This is a genomic window from Rubrobacter taiwanensis (assembly GCF_004337705.1).
Taxonomy (GTDB): domain Bacteria; phylum Actinomycetota; class Rubrobacteria; order Rubrobacterales; family Rubrobacteraceae; genus Rubrobacter_C; species Rubrobacter_C taiwanensis.
In genome coordinates this window covers 157,204-174,424 of the sequence record NZ_SKBU01000006.1, presented here as the reverse complement: position 1 = coordinate 174,424, position 17,221 = coordinate 157,204, and the positions used below count along the sequence as shown (strand labels likewise).

At 68.3% G+C, this 17,221-nt stretch carries 19 protein-coding genes and 1 riboswitch; of the genes, 12 read left to right on the top strand and 7 right to left on the bottom strand.

Going from position 1 to position 17,221, the window contains the following annotated elements:
- Positions 1-34 precede the first annotated feature (34 nt).
- Positions 35-562 (top strand): cob(I)yrinic acid a,c-diamide adenosyltransferase, encoded by a 528-nt coding sequence (locus tag E0L93_RS03125; protein WP_132688335.1) that lies wholly within the window; start codon positions 35-37, stop codon positions 560-562.
- Here E0L93_RS03125 and E0L93_RS03120 read toward each other — a convergent pair.
- The 4 genes from E0L93_RS03120 to E0L93_RS03105 form a co-directional block, all read right to left on the bottom strand.
- The gene (locus E0L93_RS03120; RefSeq protein ID WP_132688332.1) at positions 548-787 is read right to left on the bottom strand and encodes a hypothetical protein; all 240 of its coding nucleotides are present in this window, start codon (positions 785-787) and stop codon (positions 548-550) included. The genes E0L93_RS03125 and E0L93_RS03120 overlap by 15 nt on opposite strands.
- Entirely contained in the window at positions 784-4,164 is a 3,381-nt protein-coding gene (locus tag E0L93_RS03115; protein ID WP_132688330.1) for a pyruvate carboxylase, read from the bottom strand. The genes E0L93_RS03120 and E0L93_RS03115 overlap by 4 nt, the downstream gene beginning before the upstream one ends.
- Before the next feature lie 81 nt (positions 4,165-4,245).
- Positions 4,246-6,141: a PHA/PHB synthase family protein gene (locus E0L93_RS03110; protein WP_132688328.1), complete on the bottom strand. Its 1,896-nt coding sequence runs from the start codon at positions 6,139-6,141 to the stop codon at positions 4,246-4,248.
- 75 nt (positions 6,142-6,216) lie between these two features.
- Positions 6,217-6,582 (bottom strand): 2Fe-2S iron-sulfur cluster-binding protein, encoded by a 366-nt coding sequence (locus tag E0L93_RS03105; protein WP_132688325.1) that lies wholly within the window; start codon positions 6,580-6,582, stop codon positions 6,217-6,219.
- Between the two features lie 141 nt (positions 6,583-6,723).
- Here E0L93_RS03105 and E0L93_RS03100 point away from each other — a divergent pair, with 141 nt between their 5' ends.
- Both E0L93_RS03100 and E0L93_RS03095 read left to right on the top strand, forming a co-directional pair.
- Positions 6,724-6,993 carry an HPr family phosphocarrier protein gene (locus E0L93_RS03100; protein WP_132688323.1) on the top strand — a complete coding sequence of 90 codons (270 nt, stop codon included), beginning with the start codon at positions 6,724-6,726 and terminating at the stop codon, positions 6,991-6,993.
- 26 nt (positions 6,994-7,019) lie between these two features.
- Positions 7,020-7,379 (top strand): phosphomannose isomerase type II C-terminal cupin domain, encoded by a 360-nt coding sequence (locus E0L93_RS03095; protein WP_132688321.1) that lies wholly within the window; start codon positions 7,020-7,022, stop codon positions 7,377-7,379.
- 125 nt (positions 7,380-7,504) lie between these two features.
- Here E0L93_RS03095 and E0L93_RS03090 read toward each other — a convergent pair whose 3' ends face one another.
- Positions 7,505-7,744, bottom strand: a complete 240-nt coding sequence (locus tag E0L93_RS03090; RefSeq protein WP_132688319.1) for a hypothetical protein — start codon at positions 7,742-7,744, stop codon at positions 7,505-7,507.
- A 100-nt stretch (positions 7,745-7,844) separates the two neighbouring features.
- On the opposite strand from E0L93_RS03090, the gene E0L93_RS03085 reads away from it, so the two are divergent.
- Genes E0L93_RS03085 through E0L93_RS03075 form a run of 3 tightly spaced genes read left to right on the top strand, consistent with a single transcriptional unit; the run spans position 7,845 to position 9,550 of the window.
- Positions 7,845-8,315: a gamma-glutamylcyclotransferase gene (locus tag E0L93_RS03085; RefSeq protein ID WP_132688317.1), complete on the top strand. Its 471-nt coding sequence runs from the start codon at positions 7,845-7,847 to the stop codon at positions 8,313-8,315.
- 20 nt (positions 8,316-8,335) lie between these two features.
- Positions 8,336-9,109 (top strand): SDR family oxidoreductase, encoded by a 774-nt coding sequence (locus E0L93_RS03080; protein WP_132688314.1) that lies wholly within the window; start codon positions 8,336-8,338, stop codon positions 9,107-9,109.
- A 24-nt stretch (positions 9,110-9,133) separates the two neighbouring features.
- Positions 9,134-9,550, top strand: coding sequence for a hypothetical protein (locus E0L93_RS03075; protein ID WP_132688312.1), 417 nt, complete (start codon positions 9,134-9,136; stop codon positions 9,548-9,550).
- Here E0L93_RS03075 and mgtE read toward each other — a convergent pair.
- Both mgtE and uppP read right to left on the bottom strand, forming a co-directional pair.
- The gene (mgtE, locus tag E0L93_RS03070; protein WP_207890297.1) at positions 9,547-11,067 is read right to left on the bottom strand and encodes a magnesium transporter; all 1,521 of its coding nucleotides are present in this window, start codon (positions 11,065-11,067) and stop codon (positions 9,547-9,549) included. The genes E0L93_RS03075 and mgtE overlap by 4 nt on opposite strands.
- A 242-nt stretch (positions 11,068-11,309) precedes the next feature.
- Positions 11,310-12,128, bottom strand: a complete 819-nt coding sequence (gene uppP, locus E0L93_RS03065; RefSeq protein ID WP_132688310.1) for an undecaprenyl-diphosphatase UppP — start codon at positions 12,126-12,128, stop codon at positions 11,310-11,312.
- A gap of 109 nt (positions 12,129-12,237) precedes the next feature.
- A riboswitch (Fluoride riboswitch) is annotated at positions 12,238-12,304 on the top strand.
- Positions 12,305-12,389: 85 nt separating this feature from the next.
- Here uppP and E0L93_RS03060 point away from each other — a divergent pair.
- The 6 genes from E0L93_RS03060 to E0L93_RS03035 all read left to right on the top strand — a co-directional run bounded on the left by E0L93_RS03060 (position 12,390) and on the right by E0L93_RS03035 (position 17,191).
- Positions 12,390-13,544, top strand: a complete 1,155-nt coding sequence (locus E0L93_RS03060; RefSeq protein WP_132688307.1) for a cation:proton antiporter — start codon at positions 12,390-12,392, stop codon at positions 13,542-13,544.
- Positions 13,541-13,975, top strand: coding sequence for a universal stress protein (locus E0L93_RS03055; RefSeq protein WP_132688305.1), 435 nt, complete (start codon positions 13,541-13,543; stop codon positions 13,973-13,975). The genes E0L93_RS03060 and E0L93_RS03055 overlap by 4 nt, the downstream gene beginning before the upstream one ends.
- Complete coding sequence (locus E0L93_RS03050) at positions 13,972-14,667, top strand: DUF6062 family protein (protein ID WP_132688301.1); 696 nt, start codon at positions 13,972-13,974, stop codon at positions 14,665-14,667. The genes E0L93_RS03055 and E0L93_RS03050 overlap by 4 nt, the downstream gene beginning before the upstream one ends.
- Before the next feature lie 96 nt (positions 14,668-14,763).
- Entirely contained in the window at positions 14,764-15,132 is a 369-nt protein-coding gene (locus E0L93_RS03045; protein ID WP_132688299.1) for a hypothetical protein, read from the top strand.
- A gap of 34 nt (positions 15,133-15,166) precedes the next feature.
- Entirely contained in the window at positions 15,167-15,934 is a 768-nt protein-coding gene (locus E0L93_RS03040) for an MFS transporter (protein WP_165874132.1), read from the top strand.
- A 27-nt stretch (positions 15,935-15,961) separates the two neighbouring features.
- Positions 15,962-17,191: an MFS transporter gene (locus E0L93_RS03035; RefSeq protein WP_132688296.1), complete on the top strand. Its 1,230-nt coding sequence runs from the start codon at positions 15,962-15,964 to the stop codon at positions 17,189-17,191.
- Positions 17,192-17,221 lie beyond the last annotated feature (30 nt).

The window sequence follows — 17,221 nt, the reverse complement described above, 5'->3', positions numbered from 1 at the left end:
ATTTTATCAGGTGGTCTGAGCGAGAGGAGAGGCCATGAGCGAGAGGAATCCCCGGGTCTCCACCCGGCGCGGCGACGATGGCACCACCACGCTGCTCGGGAGCGGGCGGCTCTCCAAGGCGGATGCGCGCATAGCCCTGCTCGGCGAGATAGACGAGGCGAGCGCGTTCATCGGGCTGGCGCGGGCGGAGGCGGGAGAGGGCGAGCTGAACGAGTTGCTCCTGGGCCTCCAGCGGCTCATGTACCGCATCATGGGGGATGTGGCGATGCCCGAGGAGCCAAACCAGGTGGCCGGGGCGGACGTGCGCGCCCTGGACGGGAGGCTGGAGGAGCTCAAGGCGCGCACCGCGCTGCCGCGCGAGTTCGTCGTGCCGGGCGAGACGAAGCTCGGGGCGCACCTGGACGTGGCCCGGGCGGTGGTCCGCCGGGCCGAGCGTGCGGCGGTCGCCGCCGGCCTGCCGGAGGCTCATCCGGAGGCCCTCAAGGCCCTCAACCGCCTCTCGGACGTGCTCTTCGTGGCGGCCCGCCGCGCCGACGGCCGCTACTCGTTATCGCGGGAGTAGGAGCTGGATGACGTGCCCGGCGGTGACCAGTGCTCCCACGGCCGCCAGCACCCATCCTGCGGCCCGGTCTTGGCCGTAGAGCGCCGCCCCGATACCGTAGAGCAGCACTGCCAGTCCCAGGGAGAGTCCCAGCAGCCCGGAACGCCACAGGCCCGTGATGAGTGCGGCGGCCGCCCCGCCGACCGCCACACCCAGCGCGAGCAGGTTGAGGGTTCGCCGGTTCAAGCGGGCTTTAGCACGACCAGCAGGTCTCCCGGCTCCACGTTCGTGCCCGAAGGCACAGCGACCCGCTGCACCACGCCGGCCGCCGGAGCGCTGATGGAGGACTCCATCTTCATCGCCTCTATGGTTGCGATCTGCTGTCCGGCCTCCACGTGCGCCCCCTCCTCGACCGAGATCGTCACCACGCCGGTCATCGGGGCTGCGACGTGGGCCGGATCGTTCGGGTCGGCCTTCTCCCGGGCCGGGGTTTCGGGCTTGAGCGAGCGGTCCTGGGCGTCTACGGGCCTCGGCTGGCCGTTCATCGTGAGCATGAGCGTCCGGATGCCGCGCTCGTCCGGATCGGTCATAGCTTCGAGCTGTATATAGAGTCTCACGCCGGGTTCCAGGTCCACGGCCAGCTCCTCTCCGGTCTCGAGCCCGTAGAGGAACGCCCGCGTCGGCACCACCGAGACGTCTCCGTACCGTTCGCGGTTGGACTCGTACTCCTTCGCCGGACCGGGGAGCATCAGGCGGTTGAGGGCCGCCCGCCGGTCTTCCCCCTCGAGAGCCTTCCGGTCCGCCTCCGAGATCCCGCCGTTCGTGGCCGCCTCAACCCGGCCTGCGAGCGCCCGGGTGCGGAACGGCTCCGGCCAGCCGCCCGGGGGCGTGCCGAGCTCGCCGCGCAGGAAGCCTATGACGCTATCCGGCAGGTCGTAGTCGCCCGGCCTCTCTTCGAGCTCCTCGGGCTCTATGCCGGCCGAGAGCAGGTACAGGGCCAGATCCCCGACGACCTTGCTGGTCGGGGTGACCTTCACTATCCTCCCGAGCAGCTCGTCGCAGCGGGCGTAGAGGCGCTCCACCTCCTCGAAGCGGTCGGCGAGCCCCATCGCCAGCGCCTGCTGCCTGAGGTTGGAGAGCTGGCCGCCCGGGATCTCGTGCCGGTAGACCGTCCCGGTCGGGGACCTGAGCCCCGCCTCGAACGGCGCGTACAGGCTCCTGACCGCCTCCCAGTAGGGTTCAAGGTCTCCCAGAGCCTCCAGGGAGAGCCCGGTAGCCCGTTCGGTGTGGTCGGTGGCCGCGACTATGGCGGAAAGATTGGGCTGGCTGGTCATGCCCGAGAGCGGGGCCGCCGCTCCGTCTATGGCGTCCACGCCCGCCTCCACGGCGGCCAGGTAGGTGGCGAGCTGGCCGCCGGCGGTGTCGTGGGTGTGCAGGTGCACCGGCAGCCCGAACTCCTGCCGGAGCGCCCCGATGAGCCTCCGGGCCGCGGGGGCCTTCAGGAGCCCGGCCATGTCCTTGATGCACAGGATGTGCGAGCCAGCCTCGACCAGTTGCCCGGCCAGCCGCATGTAATAGTCCAGGGTGTAGAGATCCTCCCGCGGGTCCGAGAGGTCGCCGGTGTAGCAGAGCGCGCCCTCGGCGACGGCTCCGGCCTCCCGGACCGCCTCTATGGCGGGGCGCAGCTGGTCGATGTCGTTGTTGGCGTCGAAGATGCGGAAGATATCTATGCCGGCGGCGTGCGCCTCTTCGACGAAGGCGCGCACCACATCATCCGGGTACCCGGTGTAGCCGACGGCGTTGCGGCCCCGCAGGAGCATCTGCAGGCAGATGTTCGGCAGCGCCTCCCGCAGGCGCTCCAGCCGTTCCCACGGGTCCTCGTGCAGAAAGCGCAGCGCCACGTCAAAAGTGGCTCCGCCCCAGACCTCGGCGGAGAAGAGCTCGGGGAGCATGCGGGCGATGTGGGGCGCGGCGGCGAGCATGTCGAAGGTGCGCAGCCGGGTGGCCAAGAGAGACTGGTGGGCGTCGCGCAGGGTGGTGTCGGTGACCTGCAGTTGCTGCCTCTCGCGCAGCCAGCGGGCGAAGCCCTCGGGGCCCAGCTCCCGCAGCTGCTGCCGGGAGCCGGGGGGCGGGTCTCCGTCCGGCAGCGGCGGGAGCTTCTTTCTCGGGTCGGGCACCGGGGGCGGCTCGCCGTGCGGCCGGTTGACGGTCACGTCGGCGAGCAGCGAGAGCAGGCGGCTGGCGCGGTCGCGGCCCGTGGAGACGGAGGTGAGGTGGGGCCGGTCGTCCACGAAGCTGGTATATGTCCTCCCCTCCAGGAAGTCCGGCTCGTTCAGCACGGCGTTGAGGAAGGCGATGTTGGTCGCCACGCCGCGCACCCGGAACTCGGCCAGCGCCCGCCGGGCGCGCCGGGTGGCGGAGGTGAGGGTGGGACCGCGGGCGGTGAGCTTGGCCAAGAGCGAGTCGAAGTAGGGTGAGATCTCGGCCCCGGCGAAGGCGTTGCCGCCGTCGAGCCGGATGCCGGCTCCGCCGGGGGAGCGGTAGACCGAGATCTTGCCCGTGTCCGGCCGGAAGCCCCGGGCCGGGTCCTCGGTCGTAACCCGGCACTGCAGCGCCACGCCGCGCTGCTTTATCTCCTCCTGGCGCAGCTCGAGGTCCCGCAGCGTCTCGCCGCCCGCGATCCGGAGCTGCGCGTGCACCAGGTCCACGTCGGTCGTCTCTTCGGTCACGGTGTGCTCGACCTGGATGCGGGGGTTCATCTCGATGAAGACGTGCTCTCCGCTCTCGCCGACCAGGAACTCTACGGTGCCGGCGTTCAGATAGCCGACCTGCCGGCCGAACCTCACCGCGTCCTCGCACAACCGCTCGCGCAGCGCGGGGTCCAGGTTGGGCGCGGGGGCTATCTCGATCAGCTTCTGGTGCCGCCGCTGCACCGAGCAGTCCCGCTCGTAGAGGTGAATGACCTCTCCCGTGCCGTCGGCCAGGATCTGCACCTCGATGTGCCGGGGCTTGAGGAGGGCCTGCTCCAGGAAGACCCGGGGGTCTCCGAACGCCCCCGCGGCCTCCCGGATCGCGGTCTCGACCGCTCCGGGCAGCTCTCGCGGGCGCTCCACCCGCCGCAGACCCCGGCCGCCGCCGCCGCCGGCGGCCTTCACGAAGACCGGGTAGCCTATCTGCTCGGCCGCTTCGAGCGCCTCCTCAGGGGAGGAGACGGGGTCAGAGGCCCGCAGCACCGGGATCCCGGCCTCCTCTGCCGCCCGGCGGGCGCGCATCTTGTCCCCGGTGAGCGAGAGCACCTCCGGCGGAGGACCGACGAAGGTGAGCCCGGCCTCCGCGCACGCCGCGGCGAAAGCCGCGCTCTCGGAGAGGAAGCCGTAGCCGGGGTAGACGGAGTCCGCCCCCACCCGCTTTGCGGTCGCCACCAGCTCCTCTATGTCCAGGTAGGCGCGCACCGGGTGCCCCGCCTCCCCGATCTCATACGCCTCGTCGGCCTTCTGGCGGTGCAGGGAGCCCCGGTCGTCGGGGGTGTAGACGGCTACGGTGCGGATGCCCAGCTCGTACGCCGCCCGGAAAGCCCGGATGGCGATCTCCCCGCGGTTGGCTACCAGGACCTTCTTGAGCAAAGCTTCTCTCCTTCCGCCGGCCTGCTGACGAAGCCCCCGTATTCTAACCGCATGCCCCCGGCGGGTGCGCGGCCGGGGCTGCTACTTCTCCCGGACGTAGGTGCCGGGAGCGTCCTCTATCGGCGGGTGGTTCTCGCTGCCTATGGGCGGCGGGGGGATCTTATCGCCGGAGAGGGGCGCAAGCCACAGCGTCCAGTCCGTCCACCAGGAGCCTTCCTTCTCGGTGGCGTTCTCGCGCCACTCCTCGGCGGTGCGGAAGTCTCCGGCGTCGCCGCTCTCGTTGACCCAGTGGCGGCCCTTGCCCTTCGAGGGCGGGTTGATCATCCCGGCGATGTGGCCGCTGGAGGCGAGGCAGAACCGGGTCCGGCCGCCGGCGAGCCGGCTGATCTTCCAGGCCGAGCGCCAGGGGACTATGTGGTCTCTCTCGGCCCCGACGGCGTAGATCTCGTTCGTGATCCGGCCCAGGTCTACGGGCCTCCCCCCGATCTCCACCTTGCCCGGCTTGACGAGGTTGTTCTCCAGGTAGGTGTTCCGGAGGTAGAAGCTGTGCGCCTCGCGGGCCATGCGGGTCCCGTCGGAGTTCCAGTACAGCAGGTCGAAGGGCGGCGGCTTCTGCCCGAGCAGGTAGTTGTTGATGATGTTGGACCAGATCAGGTCGTTCGCCCGCAGCAGGTTGAACATGTTCGCCAGGTCCTGCTTGTCCAGGTAGCCCCGCTCCAGCATCTGCTGCTCCATGAACTCTATCTGGGGCTCGTCTATGAAGACCGCGGTGTCGCCGACCTCGGAGAAGTCCTGCAGGGCGACCATGAAGGTGGCCGCGTGGAAGGGGTTCTCGCCTTCTCCGGCGGCGAGGTAGGCGAGGGTCACCGCGAGCAGCGTCCCCCCGACGCAGTAGCCGACCGGGTTGATCTTCTCCGAGCCGGTTATGTCTCTTACGACCCCGGCCGCGGCCAGCGGTCCCAGCGTCATGTAGTCCTCGAAGGCGGTGTCCTCCATCGAGGCGTCCGGGTTCTTCCAGGAGATCATGAACACCTGGAAGCCCTGCTCCAGCAGGTAGCGGACCATGCTGTTCTCGGGCCGGAGGTCCAGGATGTAGTACTTGTTGATCCAGGGCGGGATGAAGAGGATCGGGACCTCGTAGACCCGCCCGGTCCGGGGCTCGTACTGGATGAGCTCGATGAGCCTGTTGCGGTAGACGACCTTGCCCGGCGTGACCGCCAGGTTCTCCCCGACCTCGAAGGCGGTGGCGTCGGTCATGCTCAGACGCCCCTCCCGGATGTCCGCGAGCAAGTTGCGGACCCCCTCCGCGAGGCTGGCCCCGCCCGTCTCCGCGATGCGCCGCAGCGCAGCGGGGTTGGTCAGGAGGAAGTTGACCGGGGCCATCGCGTCCACGAACTGCTTGAGATGGAACCTGAGACGCCGCTGCTCCTCGGTCTCCCGGTCGTCGGCCGTCTCCTCGGCCTCCCGGAGCAGGTACTCCGAGGCCAAAAGGTAGCTCTCCTTGAGCGTCTGGTAGAACGGGTTGCTCTCCCACTCCGGCGCGGAGAAGCGTCTGTCCGATCTCCCCTCCCGCTTCTGCCGCGGCAGCCCCCAGAAACGGGCCGTCGCCTCGTTCCACACCTCCAGCGTGGATTCGAAGAGGCGGCGGTTGTACTCTAGCGCCCGCTCGGTGGCCCGCACCGGGTCGCTCATCTCCCGCATCCACAGAACCTGCAGCGCGCGAATGATCTCCGCCCAGTTGAGCGGCAGTATGTTGCGCAACGGGTGAGCGTCCCACAGCTTCTGCACGGCCCACAGCAGCGGGTCCTGAGCCGGGGGGAACCCACCGCCCTCCCCGGCAGGGACCGGCCACAGAGCAGGCGCACCCGGCCGCGCCGCGGCCTCGCCCGTGTTCTGCCGCAACCACCGCGACCACGCCTCGAACGCCGCCGGAGGAGAGGTCCGGGATTCGCCGCCGCTTCCTCTGAAGTCCGTCATGCCGCCTTCCTTCTCTGCGCTCCCTGCCCGGCGCCTTGTATCTTAAATTCTTTTTACGGGCCGCTCAACGGCCGGTCAGTACGGTCTGTCCACCCACTCGGGTTCGGGCGTGATCTCGTCCGCCGGTTCGGGGCCGGGGCCGTCCAGTCCGGTGGAGCTGACCGTCATCAGGACCCGCACCCGCATGTCGCGGTCGCAGACCGCTTGGCACGAGAGCCGGAAGTCCCCCAGGTGGCCGCGGGCTTCGAGCACCTCCAGCTCGGCCCTGGTCATCTTCTCCGGTTCCCCGTCCAGGTACTCGATGCGACAGGTGGTGCACTTGGCGTAGGAGCCGCAGCGGTGCAGGATATCTACCCCGGCGTCTTCCTCTATCGCTTTGACCAGCCGTTTGCCCTCCGGCACGTCGAACGTGCCGTACCCTTCCACTTCCAGCTTCGGCAACTTTCCTCCCGGTATCGTTTTCCCTGCCCTTAGAGATATTACCCTACTTCTCTAGGGCGGGGGTCCGGCCCTGTCTCGGAGGCTGCGGGCGGGTTAGAATCCCTCTGCCGAGATTCGTATGTACCGGAAGGAGAGGCAGGTATGGTGGAACGGGAGGTCGTTGTAGGGCATGAGGAGGGCATACACGCCCGGCCGGCGGCGGTCTTCGTGAAGACGGCCAAGCAGTTCGCTTCGGAGATCGAGGTGGAGAAGGACGGCAAGACGGCGAATGCCAAGAGCCCTCTAAAGCTCATGACCCTCGCGGTGAAGAAGGATGATAGGGTAAAGATCCGGGCGGAGGGGCCGGACGCCCGGGCGGCCGTCGAGGCTCTGGCCGCCATAGCCGCCGGCGAGCTGCCGGAAGGCGAGTAAGCCATTCTTCTGCAGGAGGTGTTCTGGTGGAGAAGCCCGCTTCGCTCAAGGTAGACAAACCCTGGGGCAGGTTCGAGCAGTACACGCACAACCTGCCGTGCACGGTCAAGATCATCACGGTGGACCCGGGCGGGATTCTCTCCCGCCAGTACCACCACAGGCGCGACGAGCTGTGGGTCGTGCTGGACCCCGGCGCGCGCGTCGAGCTCGGAGAACAGGTCCTGGAGCCCGACCCGGGCGAGAAGGTCTTCATCCCCCGCCAGACGACGCACCGGCTCTCTGCGATCGGGTCCGAGCCGGTGCGGGTTCTGGAGATCTCCTTCGGGGAGTTCGACGAGGACGATATCGTCCGTCTGGAAGACGTCTACGGCCGGGCGGGCGGGTGAGGCTCTCCGGCATGACCTCCGTGCCCGCCCGGCCGGGGGTCATCGGTGAGCTGTAAGAGAGAACGGCCGCACCGGCGGCCGTTCTCTCTTTCGGGGCGGCGCAGGCCGCCAAAGGGACCGGGCGGCTACGAGCCGCGCCGCCGCTGCTTGAGGGCGACGGCGCCCGTCAGGATCCCGGAGCCTACCAGCAGCGCTCCTGCGGCCGGAACCACCAGAGCGGCTCCTCCGGTGTCCGGCAGCGGGGCCGCACCTCCGTTGTCGTCGGCGTCGTCGTTGTCGTCGTCCTGGGCGAGAGCCGCCGGCGCAAGGAGCGCCAGAGCGAGCAGCGCCGTGATAAACAGGGTTAGAATCCGCCTCTTCACCATACCTCCTTTCGGTTCTCGAGGTTTGCCTGCTCCACCCCTGCACGCGAGATATTACCCGGGTCGCATTAAAATGAGATTAAAGGTGCATTAGACTTGTCTCATGATCCTGGAGCCGGAGAGGTTGCTGCGGGTTCTGGAGCTAGCGAACCGGGCCCGGGCTTCCGGCTGCGGGCGGTCGCTGCGCGAGGCGCTCCGCGCCGCCGGCGCGCGATCGGCCGCAGGAGAGGCCGAAGAGGTGCTGGATGCGGTGCTTGATCGTCCTTCCCGGCGGCTCGTGGTCTACGGAACCCTGGCCCCGGGCGAGCCGAACGAGTGGGTGCTCGCCGGGCTGGAGGGAGAGTGGCGGGAGTGCCGGGTGCGGGGCGGGGTCTCGATCCGGCGCGGCCTGAGGTACTTCCGGTGGGACCCGGAGGCGGGGGAGGTGCGCTGCCTGCTCTTCGTCTCCGGGCGGCTCCCCGGGATGTGGCCGCGCCTCGACGCGTTCGAGGGGCCGGGATACCGGCGCATCCTCGTCCCCGCCGAGCTGGAAGGCCGGGTGGTGGCGGCGAACATCTACGAGGGGAGAGAGTGAGGTACGGGGCCGGAGGTAAGGTGAGCAGGCTGTGCGGGCGCGTCGCGCTCGTCACCGGCGTGAGCCGGCGGCGGGGCATAGGATTCGCCGTCTGCCGGGAGCTTGCGGCGCGGGGGGCGGAGATCTTCTTCACCGGCTGGCGTGCCTACGACGGTGAGACGCCCTGGGGCGCCGAAAGCGATGATCCGGCAGCTCTGCTTGTGGAGCTGCGCGGGTTCGGTATCCGCGCAGCGAGCCTGGAGGCCGACCTCTCGCTCCCTGAGACCCCGGCGCGCCTCCTGGAGGAGGCGGAGCGCGAGCTCGGACCGCCCGCCATCCTGGTCAACAACGCCGCGTACTCTACCCGCGACGGCTACCGCGCGCTGGACGCCTCCACGCTCGACGCCCACTACGCGGTCAACGTGCGGGGTGCTCTGCTGCTCGCGGCGGAGTTCGCCCGCCGGTTCTCGGGCGAGTCCGGGAGGATCATCAACCTGACCTCCGGGCAGTCGCTCGGCCCGATGCCGGAGGAGCTGGCCTACGCCGCCACCAAGGGGGCCGTCGAGGCCTTCACCGCTGCTTTGGCCGCCGGGGTGGCGGAGAAGGGCATAACCGTAAACGCCGTGAACCCCGGTCCCACCGACACCGGCTGGATGTCGGAAGACCTGAAACGGGAGCTCCTGCCCAGGTTCCCCTTCGGGCGCATCGGCCGGCCGGAGGACGCCGCCCGGCTCGTGGCGTTCCTGGCGAGCGACGAGGCGGCCTGGATCACGGGCCAGGTCATCCACTCCGAGGGAGGCTTCCTCCGGGGCTGAGCGAGCCCGATATATACTCTGGGCATGGAGTTTCTGAGGCGCATCTTCGGCAGGAGGGAGGAGGAGCGGCTCGGTCCGGTGCTGGAGCCGGGCGAGTACGAGCGGATCGGGACCGAAGAGGACCCGCTGCGCAACTACGAGGCCGCGCTGGAGCGCAACCTGGAGGCGATGGAGGCGGAGAGGACGGACACCGAGCGGGCCGTCCGGCTCTACGAGCAGAGCGTGGCGGAGGGCTTCGTGGGCATCCAGCCCTACGAGCGGCTTGCGGCCATCTACGAGCGGCGGCGGGAGTACGGCCGGGCTCTGCGGGTCTGCGAGGCCTACATAGAGCTCGCCCGCAGCGGCCGGATGCCCCGGGGAGCGCAGCGCTCGGCGGACCGCAGGCTGCCCGAGATCGAGCGTCGCGCCGAGCGCTACCGGGAGCTGATGCGGGGAGGTTAGATAGCTCCGAGTACCAGGGTTGCGATCGTGAAGTAGATGATCAGGCCCGTGGCGTCCACCACCGTGGTGATAAGCGGCGCGCTCGCCACCGCCGGGTCCAGACCCAGCCGGGAGAGTGCGAACGGCAGGGCGGCCCCGATCAGGTTCGCCACGAGCACTATGGCGATCATTGTGAGCCCGACGATGAGCCCGATCTCCACCCCGCCCCGGAAGATCCCGAGAAGGGCCGTGGCGAGCCCCAGCGCCGCGCCGAGCGAGATGCCCACGGCCAGCTCCTTGCTGATGGCCCGCCCCCACTGTCCGAGCCGCAGGTCCCCGGTGGCGATGGCCCGCACCATCAGCGTCGCCGACTGCGAGCCGGTGTTCCCCCCGGAGTCGATCAGGAGCGGGATAAAGAAGGCGAGCGCTATGGCCGCCTCCAGCGTCTCCTCAAAGGCCGCTATCACGCCGCTGGAGACGAGCCCCACGCCCACCAGCGCTATCAGCCAGGGCACCCGCTTGCGGAACAGGGACCACACGCCGCTCTCCCGGTAGCTCATGTCCAGGGGCCGCACGGCGGCGTAGAGGTGGAAGTCCTCGGTCGCCTCCTCCTCGGCTACGTCCAGCACGTCGTCCACGGTGACGATCCCGACGAGCACGCCCTCGGAGTCCACCACCGGCACGGCCTCCAGGTCGTGGCGCTGGATGGTGCGGACGGCTTCCTCCCGGCCGTCGTGGGCGGAGACGCTCACGAACCGGTAGTCCATGATCTCCTCCACCCGCTGCCGCGGATCGGCGACGATGAAGGCGCGCAGCGACAGGGCGTCCAGGAGCCTCCAGGAGTCGTCCACCACGTAGATCCAGTTGATCGTCTCCCGGTCCGCCCCGAAACGCCGGATGTGCTCCAGCGCTTCCCCGACCGTCCAGTGCGGCCGCACGGCGACATAGTCGGGCGTCATGAGGCGGCCCACGCTGCCCTCCGGATAGCCCAGCAGCTGGCGGGCCTCCCTGAGATCCTCTGCAGAGAGGAGGTTCAAAAGCTTCTGGGTCGCCTGGCCGGGCAGCTCGCCCAGCAGTTCCGTGCGGTCATCGGGGTCCAGGTCCGCGAGCAGCCGGCGCGTCTCCTCGTCGGTGAGCTCCTTCAACAGAGCGTTCTGGGTCTCGGTCTCCAGGTAGGAGAAGACCTCGGCGGCCAGCGGCCGGGGAAGGGCCCTGAAGAGCAGGACGCGCTTGGGCTTCTCCTGCTCCAGAAGCAGCTCGGCCACCTCCGGGAACGGCCACTCCGCCAGCATCCGGCGCAGCCCGGACCACTCCCCGCGCTCGATCATGCGCTCGACCTCTTCCTTCTGCAGCCGCTTCATCTCCTCTCTGGCCCCGAACAGCTGCTCGGGCATCTCCCTGAAGAGCTCACTGCGGCTCTCCGGGTCCAGCTCCAGCAGCAGCCGCGCGGCCTCCTCATCGGACATCTCCTTGAAGAGCTCCCGCAGCGTCTCCCACTGTTCTTGCCGGATTAGCGCTTCGAAATCCTTCCGGTTCATCTCTCCTCCTTCCTCGCTCGAATGGAACGTCAGAGAGCGGACTCGGACGGGCGCGGCCGACCGCTCTCCGGCTCCATGCGGGGAAGGAAGGAGCTATCGGGGGTACGGGAGGCCGCGCAGCCGCGAGCCGCCATTGCTACTGCTCGGTTCTGACACGCGCTCACCTCCCTCTGCGGTACGGACTGCAGAATGCCGGAAGAACGACGACCCACAGTGTAGCAGCTTGAAGTTCGAGTTCAAGTTCAGAAACCGAGCAGGAGCAGCACCGCCACGAGCGCGGAGACGGCGAAGGAGTAGTAGGCGAAGGCGCGCATGCTGTAGCGGCGGAAGAAGGCGAGCAGGAAGGCGATGGTCAGGTATGCCACCGCCCCCGAGACTGCGAACCCCGCGAAGAACAGGAATCCGAGCCAGGGGGTGAGGTTTTCGCTGTAGGCCTGCGGGATCTGCACGAGGCAAGCTCCGGCCGTGATCGGGATGCTCATCAGGAACGAGAACCGCGCCGCCTCCTGCCGGTCGAGCCCCAGGAAGAGCCCGAAGGTGATGGTGGAGCCGGAGCGCGAGACCCCCGGCAGCAAGGCGATGGCCTGCCCGACCCCGATGATCAAGGCGTCCCGGAAGCTCATCTTGGCGGCCTGCTTCCGCTTGCCGCCCACCCGCTCGCTCAGGATGAAGAGGACGCCGAAGACGGTGAGGCCCGCGATAACGGCCCAGGGCGAGCGCAGGCCCTCGAAGAATCCCCGGAAGAGGAAGCCGACCGCCGCGGCCGGGAGCGTCGCGACGATCAGGAGGTAAGCCACCCGCTGGTCGCTGTCCCCGAAGTTGGGGTGCGGGATCGAGCGCAGAAAGGCCCGCGCTATCTCTGCCAGGTCCCGCCGGAAGTAGGCTATGACGGCCAGCAGCGAGCCCAAGTGCAGCGCCACGTCGAAGGTAAGGCCGTACTTCTCCTGGTCCATGCCGAAGAAGTACTGGCCGAGTAGCAGGTGCCCAGAGCTGGAGATGGGCAGAAACTCCGTCGTCCCCTGCACGACTCCCAGTATTACAGCTTCGAGCAGCTCTCTCATGGCCTCCCGTTCTGCGCCGGGTCCGTTCGGACAGAGAGGTATGTTCTCAAAAAATCGCCGGCCTTGCCCTTCCCCGGCGCCTGTTATAGAGTATCGGAGGCGCGCGAAAAGCGCCGAGGGTGATGAGGCTCACCCATAACCGCATCTCACGGGATGCTGATGGCTTCTACTTGCGGCGAGCCGCGGGTAGAGGCCTTTTTGCGTTCTCCGGGGTTCGCTGCCGCAGAGCGAAGAGCGCGAGGACGGTCGAGGAGAGAACGCGTGGAGAACATCTACCTTGTTGCGGCGATTTGGGTCGGTCTGGCGCTTCTGGCCAGCCTCATCTCCATCCGGCTCGGCATCTCGGTGGCGCTGATCGAGATCACGGTCGGCATACTGGCCGGCAACCTCTTCGATGTGCCGGAGCCCGAGTGGGTGGCCTTCCTGGCCGGCGTGGGAGCCGTCGCGCTGACCTTCCTGGCCGGGGTGGACATAGACACCGAGGTCTTGCGCAATAAGCTCGCGGAGACCCTCCTGATCGGGTCCCTGTCGTTCCTGATCCCGTTTCTGGGCGCTGCGGCGTGGGCGTACTGGATCTCAGGCTGGGATACGAACGCGGCCCTGATCGCCGGGATCGCCCTCTCCACTACCTCGGTCGCCGTGGTCTACGCCGTGATGGTGGAGACGGGGCTGAACCGCAGCGAGATCGGGAAGGTGATCCTGGCCGCCTGCTTCGTCACCGACCTGGGCACGGTGGCCGCTCTGGGGCTCATCTTCGCCGGGTTCGGCGTGGAGATGCTGGTGTTCATAGCCGCCACGGCGGCCGTGCTGGTCGTGCTGCCCCGGTTCACCCGCTGGTTCTTCCGGCGCTACGGCGAGCGGGTGAGCGAGCCGGAGCTCAAGTACCTGCTTCTCATGCTCTTCGGTCTGGGAGCGCTGGCCAGCCTCGCGGGCAGCGAGGCCGTGCTGCCGGCCTACCTCGCCGGGCTGGTGCTCGCCGACACCTTCCAGAGCCGGGAGGAGCTGGCGAAGAGGATGCGCACCCTCACCTTCACCTTCCTCACCCCCTTCTACTTCATCCGGGCCGGGCTGTTCGTGTCGTTCGGGGCGCTCGTCGCGGGCTTCTGGGCGATCCTGGTCTTCTTCTTCGTGAAGGTCGCCGCCAAGTTCATCGGGGTGATGCCGGTGACCCTCTTCTACGGCTACTCCTTCAGAAACAGCATGTACACCACGCTCCTGATGTCCACCGGGCTCACCTTCGGGACCATCTCGGCGCTGTACGGCCTGGACAACGGTCTCATCACCCAGCAGCAGTACTCGGTGCTGGTGACGGTGGTGATCGCGACCGCCGTGATCCCGACCCTGATCGCCCAGCGGTTCTTCCTGCCCTTCGAGGAGATAAAGAAGCTCCGCGCTGCCAAGGAGGAGAGAGAATGAAGAAGATAATGGTGGCCTGGGATGGGTCCGAGACCGCCGCGCAGGCTTTCGAGAAGGCGGCCGAGATGGCGGCGAAGTTCGGAGCTCAACTGCGCGTGGTCTCCGTGGCCCAGATCCCGGACTACGTCGAGACGGTGGGCGAGTATCAGGGGTCGCTGGAGGATGCTGCCCGGTTCTTCGAGCGCAAGCGCGGCGCCCTGGACGAGGCCGCCCGGCGCTTCGGGGTGAGTTACGAGCGGGAGGTCATCCACGGGCATCCCGCGAAGGCCCTCATAGAGTACGCCCGGGACGAGGGCTTCGACCTGATGGTGGTCGGCCGCAAGGGGCACAGCGCGCTCGAACGCTTCATGATCGGCAGCGTGACGCGCCGGATAGCGATCTACTCCCCCTGCCCGGTCCTGATAGTCCCCAAACGGGAGCACGCCGGGTGAACGGATCGCCCGGCAGAAAGAGCGCCTTGCGCTTCCGGCTTGAGGAGGCGCTGGAGGAGAGCGGCTGCGCGGTGTGCCGGCTGGTGGAGCGGGACGGGCGCACCCGATTGGACAACCTGCTCTACGAACTCGTCAATGACCCGGACGTGCAGCAGGAGATGCGGCACTCGCTCGGCTTCTGTAACCGGCACGCCCACCGGATGCTGAAGATGCGCTCCGGACTGGGAGCCGCGATCCTCTACCGGGCGGTGGTGCGGGAGCTGCGGGAGGTGCTTGAGGACGCTTCCAGCTCCAAACCATCTTCGGCACTGAAGACGCTGCTGGGCCATCAGGATGCAAAGCCTCTCTTCGTCGAGCCGGGAACGGGGTGTATGATCTGCGCCGCCGAAAAGGAGGCCGAGGAGAGCTACCTGCGAGCACTTCTGGAGACCACAGAAGACACTCCTCCGGAGGAGCTTCTCGGAGGACCGGGCACCGTGTGCGCGCTTCACCTCAGCCGGGCCTCCGCTCTGGCGGGCGGGAGCCTCCCGGATACGCTGGTCGGGATGGTCCGGACGGTACTCGAAGGGCTGCAGACCGACCTGGAGCGGTACGTCCGGCACAACGACTACCGCTTCCGGGACGAGCCCTGGGGCCGGGAGCGCGACGCTCCCTGGCGGGCGGTGAGGTGGGTCGCCGGTGAGGAACGCTAGGCTGATCGAGCTCGGTGTAGAGGTGCCTCCGGAACTGCTGGAGCGGCTTCGGGAGGCGCTCGAAGCCTGGAGCAGCCCAGGATAACCAAACTGAGGATGGGCGGCACCCTGGAGGAACGGCCGGACGAGCTCGTTCTGGCGCTGGCTCAGCAGCAGGCCGCATACGGGGTCTTGAGAGGCTGGGAAGCTACCGAAGGTGAGGAGTACGGTGAGGGCCGGGAGGAGTATGATCGGCTGGCCGGCGAGCTGGAGCGCCTCGAGGGAGAAGTCGCTCCGCAACTGAGAGCGGAGATCGGGGAACTGGAGGACGCACTCCGGGAGAGGGGCGGCAACCCGGAGGAGATAACACCATCCTTCCCGCCGGGCGTAACCCGGCCCCGTCCGGCAACACCCCCCGATACCGGAACGCAAGGCCCTCTGAAAAGAATGTGGCGTTGGATCTCCGGCACGGGGGTAGCTGAGTAAGGGTCCTGTTGTGAGTGAGAGGCAGACAGAGCCGGTGAGGAGAAGGGCGGGATTCGATGGCCGTTCGGCGCTCGGGTTTGTCTTGATCTTCGGTGTTATAAGCTTGCTGGCCGATGCGACTTACGAAGGGGCGAGGAGCATCACCGGCCCCTACCTGGCCTTCCTCGGGGCGAGCGCCGCAGTCGCAGGCATCGTGGCCGGGGCCGGGGAGTTTGTGGGGTACGCTCTGCGGCTTGTCTCTGGGTACTTCACCGACCGCACAGGAAGGTTCTGGGCGGTCACGATCTGGGGATATGCCATCACCTTCGTCGCCGTCCCGCTGCTGGCGCTGGCCGGGAGCTGGGAGATCGCCGCGTTCCTGATCATCGCGGAGCGGTTGGGAAAGGCGATCCGTACTCCGGCCCGCGACGCCATGCTCTCGCACGCCACCGCAGGCATGGGCCGTGGCTGGGGGTTCGGGCTGCATGAGGCCCTGGATCAGGTAGGAGCCGTGATCGGACCGCTGCTGGTAGCCGCGGTGTTGTACTTCGGCGGCGGTTACTCGGGAGGCTTCGGCATCTTGCTCATCCCGGCCGCTCTTGCGCTGGCCGTTCTTCTCCTCGCCCGGCACCGCTACCAGACCCCGGGTGCTGCCGGGGGTCTTCTGGCTTTATTTGCTCTTCGTCTCCGTGAGTGTCGCGGGTTAAGCTCACTTCCTGGTCGCTCTTCTGGTAGGGCGCGCCTTCGACCGGGTAGGGGCGCTGGTCCTGGTCTTCGTGCCCCTTCTAGCGCTGGCCGGGGCCGTCCGGCCCGGGTAGGATGAGGTGGCGGATTCGGGAGGGAGCTTCGAGTGGGTGGCCGGCGTTCGGACCCGGAAGATTCTGGGAGCGGCATCTACCGCTGGGCGCTGGTCGTCGCGCTGGCCGCGATGGTGAACGTGGCCTACGGCGCGATCTTCTACTCCTTCTCCGTCCTGCTCGGAGAGGGAGCGGCGGCGGCCGAGTTCAGCCGTACCACCCTCTCGGCCGCGCTGGGGATGGCCGTCGTCGTCTCCGGCCTGCTGGCGCTGCTCGTCGGCACCGTCTGCGACGTGGCCGGGCCGCGGCGGGTCTTCCTGGCCGGAGCCGCCCTGGGCTGCTGCGGACTCGCGCTCTTCTCCCGCGCCACCGCCGACTGGCAGGTGATCGCAGTCTGGGCGCTCCTCATAGGGCCGGCGATGGCCTGCACCTTCTACGAACCCGCCTACGTCGCCGTAGACCAGTGGTTCGAGGGGCCGAAGGGCAAGGCCCTGGGCGTGCTGACGCTGGTGGCCGGGCTCTCGGTCGCCATCTTCCTGCCCCTGACCCAATGGCTCGTCGAACGCGGCGGCTGGCGCAACGCCACCCTGACCCTGGGCCTGGTCATGGCCGCCGTCATCTGGACGCTCGCGCTGCTGGTCGTGCGCGACCGGCCCCGCAAAGAAGCCCGGATGCCCAGGATAGACCTCAAGAGAACCTACGGCGCGATGCTGGCCGGCCTGCGGCACACGAACCGGGCGTTCTGGCTGATCTGCGCCGCCTACACTTTGGGGTTCACGGGAACCTTCGCCATGCTCTTCCACCAGGTGGCCTACCTGCAGGACCTCGGCTTCCCGGCCGGGCAGGTGGCCGCCGCCATCGGCCTGACCGGCCTCATCAGCCTCCCGGGACGCTTCCTCTTCCCCGCACTCCTGGATCATATCCGGCCCCGACCGCTCGTCGCCGCCATCTTCGCGATACTCGCCGCCTCCGGACTCATCCTCGTAGGAGCGCAGGAGTGGTGGCGGGTCTACCTGTACGTGGGCCTCTACGGGCTGGTCTTCGGCTCCGTGCTGCCCACCAGAGCCGCGGTGATGTCACACTACTTCTCCGGCGCACTCTACGGTCGCCTCATGGGGCTCCAGGCTACCATCCTGGCCCTCGCTACCGCAGGCGGACCGTTCCTGGCCGGGCTGCTGCGGGACGCCACCGGCACGTACACCATCCCCTGGCTCGGAGCAGCGGCGCTGCTCCTGCTGGCCGTGCCCGTGATACTGGCCGTCCCACAGCCGGCTAGAGATTGATGGTTACGATTCGTCGGAAATAAATTCTTA

What these genes read in the sequence shown, in the direction of transcription:
- E0L93_RS03110 (WP_132688328.1), bottom strand. Translation starts at nt 6,141, where the DNA reads ATGACGGACTTCAGAGGAAGCGGCGGCGAATCCCGGACCTCTCCTCCG.
- E0L93_RS03090 (WP_132688319.1), bottom strand. Translation starts at nt 7,744, where the DNA reads ATGGTGAAGAGGCGGATTCTAACCCTGTTTATCACGGCGCTGCTCGCT.
- E0L93_RS03085 (WP_132688317.1), top strand. Translation starts at nt 7,845, where the DNA reads ATGATCCTGGAGCCGGAGAGGTTGCTGCGGGTTCTGGAGCTAGCGAAC.
- E0L93_RS03100 (WP_132688323.1), top strand. Translation starts at nt 6,724, where the DNA reads ATGGTGGAACGGGAGGTCGTTGTAGGGCATGAGGAGGGCATACACGCC.
- mgtE (WP_207890297.1), bottom strand. Translation starts at nt 11,067, where the DNA reads ATGAACCGGAAGGATTTCGAAGCGCTAATCCGGCAAGAACAGTGGGAG.
- E0L93_RS03075 (WP_132688312.1), top strand. Translation starts at nt 9,134, where the DNA reads ATGGAGTTTCTGAGGCGCATCTTCGGCAGGAGGGAGGAGGAGCGGCTC.
- E0L93_RS03055 (WP_132688305.1), top strand. Translation starts at nt 13,541, where the DNA reads ATGAAGAAGATAATGGTGGCCTGGGATGGGTCCGAGACCGCCGCGCAG.
- E0L93_RS03045 (WP_132688299.1), top strand. Translation starts at nt 14,764, where the DNA reads ATGGGCGGCACCCTGGAGGAACGGCCGGACGAGCTCGTTCTGGCGCTG.
- E0L93_RS03125 (WP_132688335.1), top strand. Translation starts at nt 35, where the DNA reads ATGAGCGAGAGGAATCCCCGGGTCTCCACCCGGCGCGGCGACGATGGC.
- uppP (WP_132688310.1), bottom strand. Translation starts at nt 12,128, where the DNA reads ATGAGAGAGCTGCTCGAAGCTGTAATACTGGGAGTCGTGCAGGGGACG.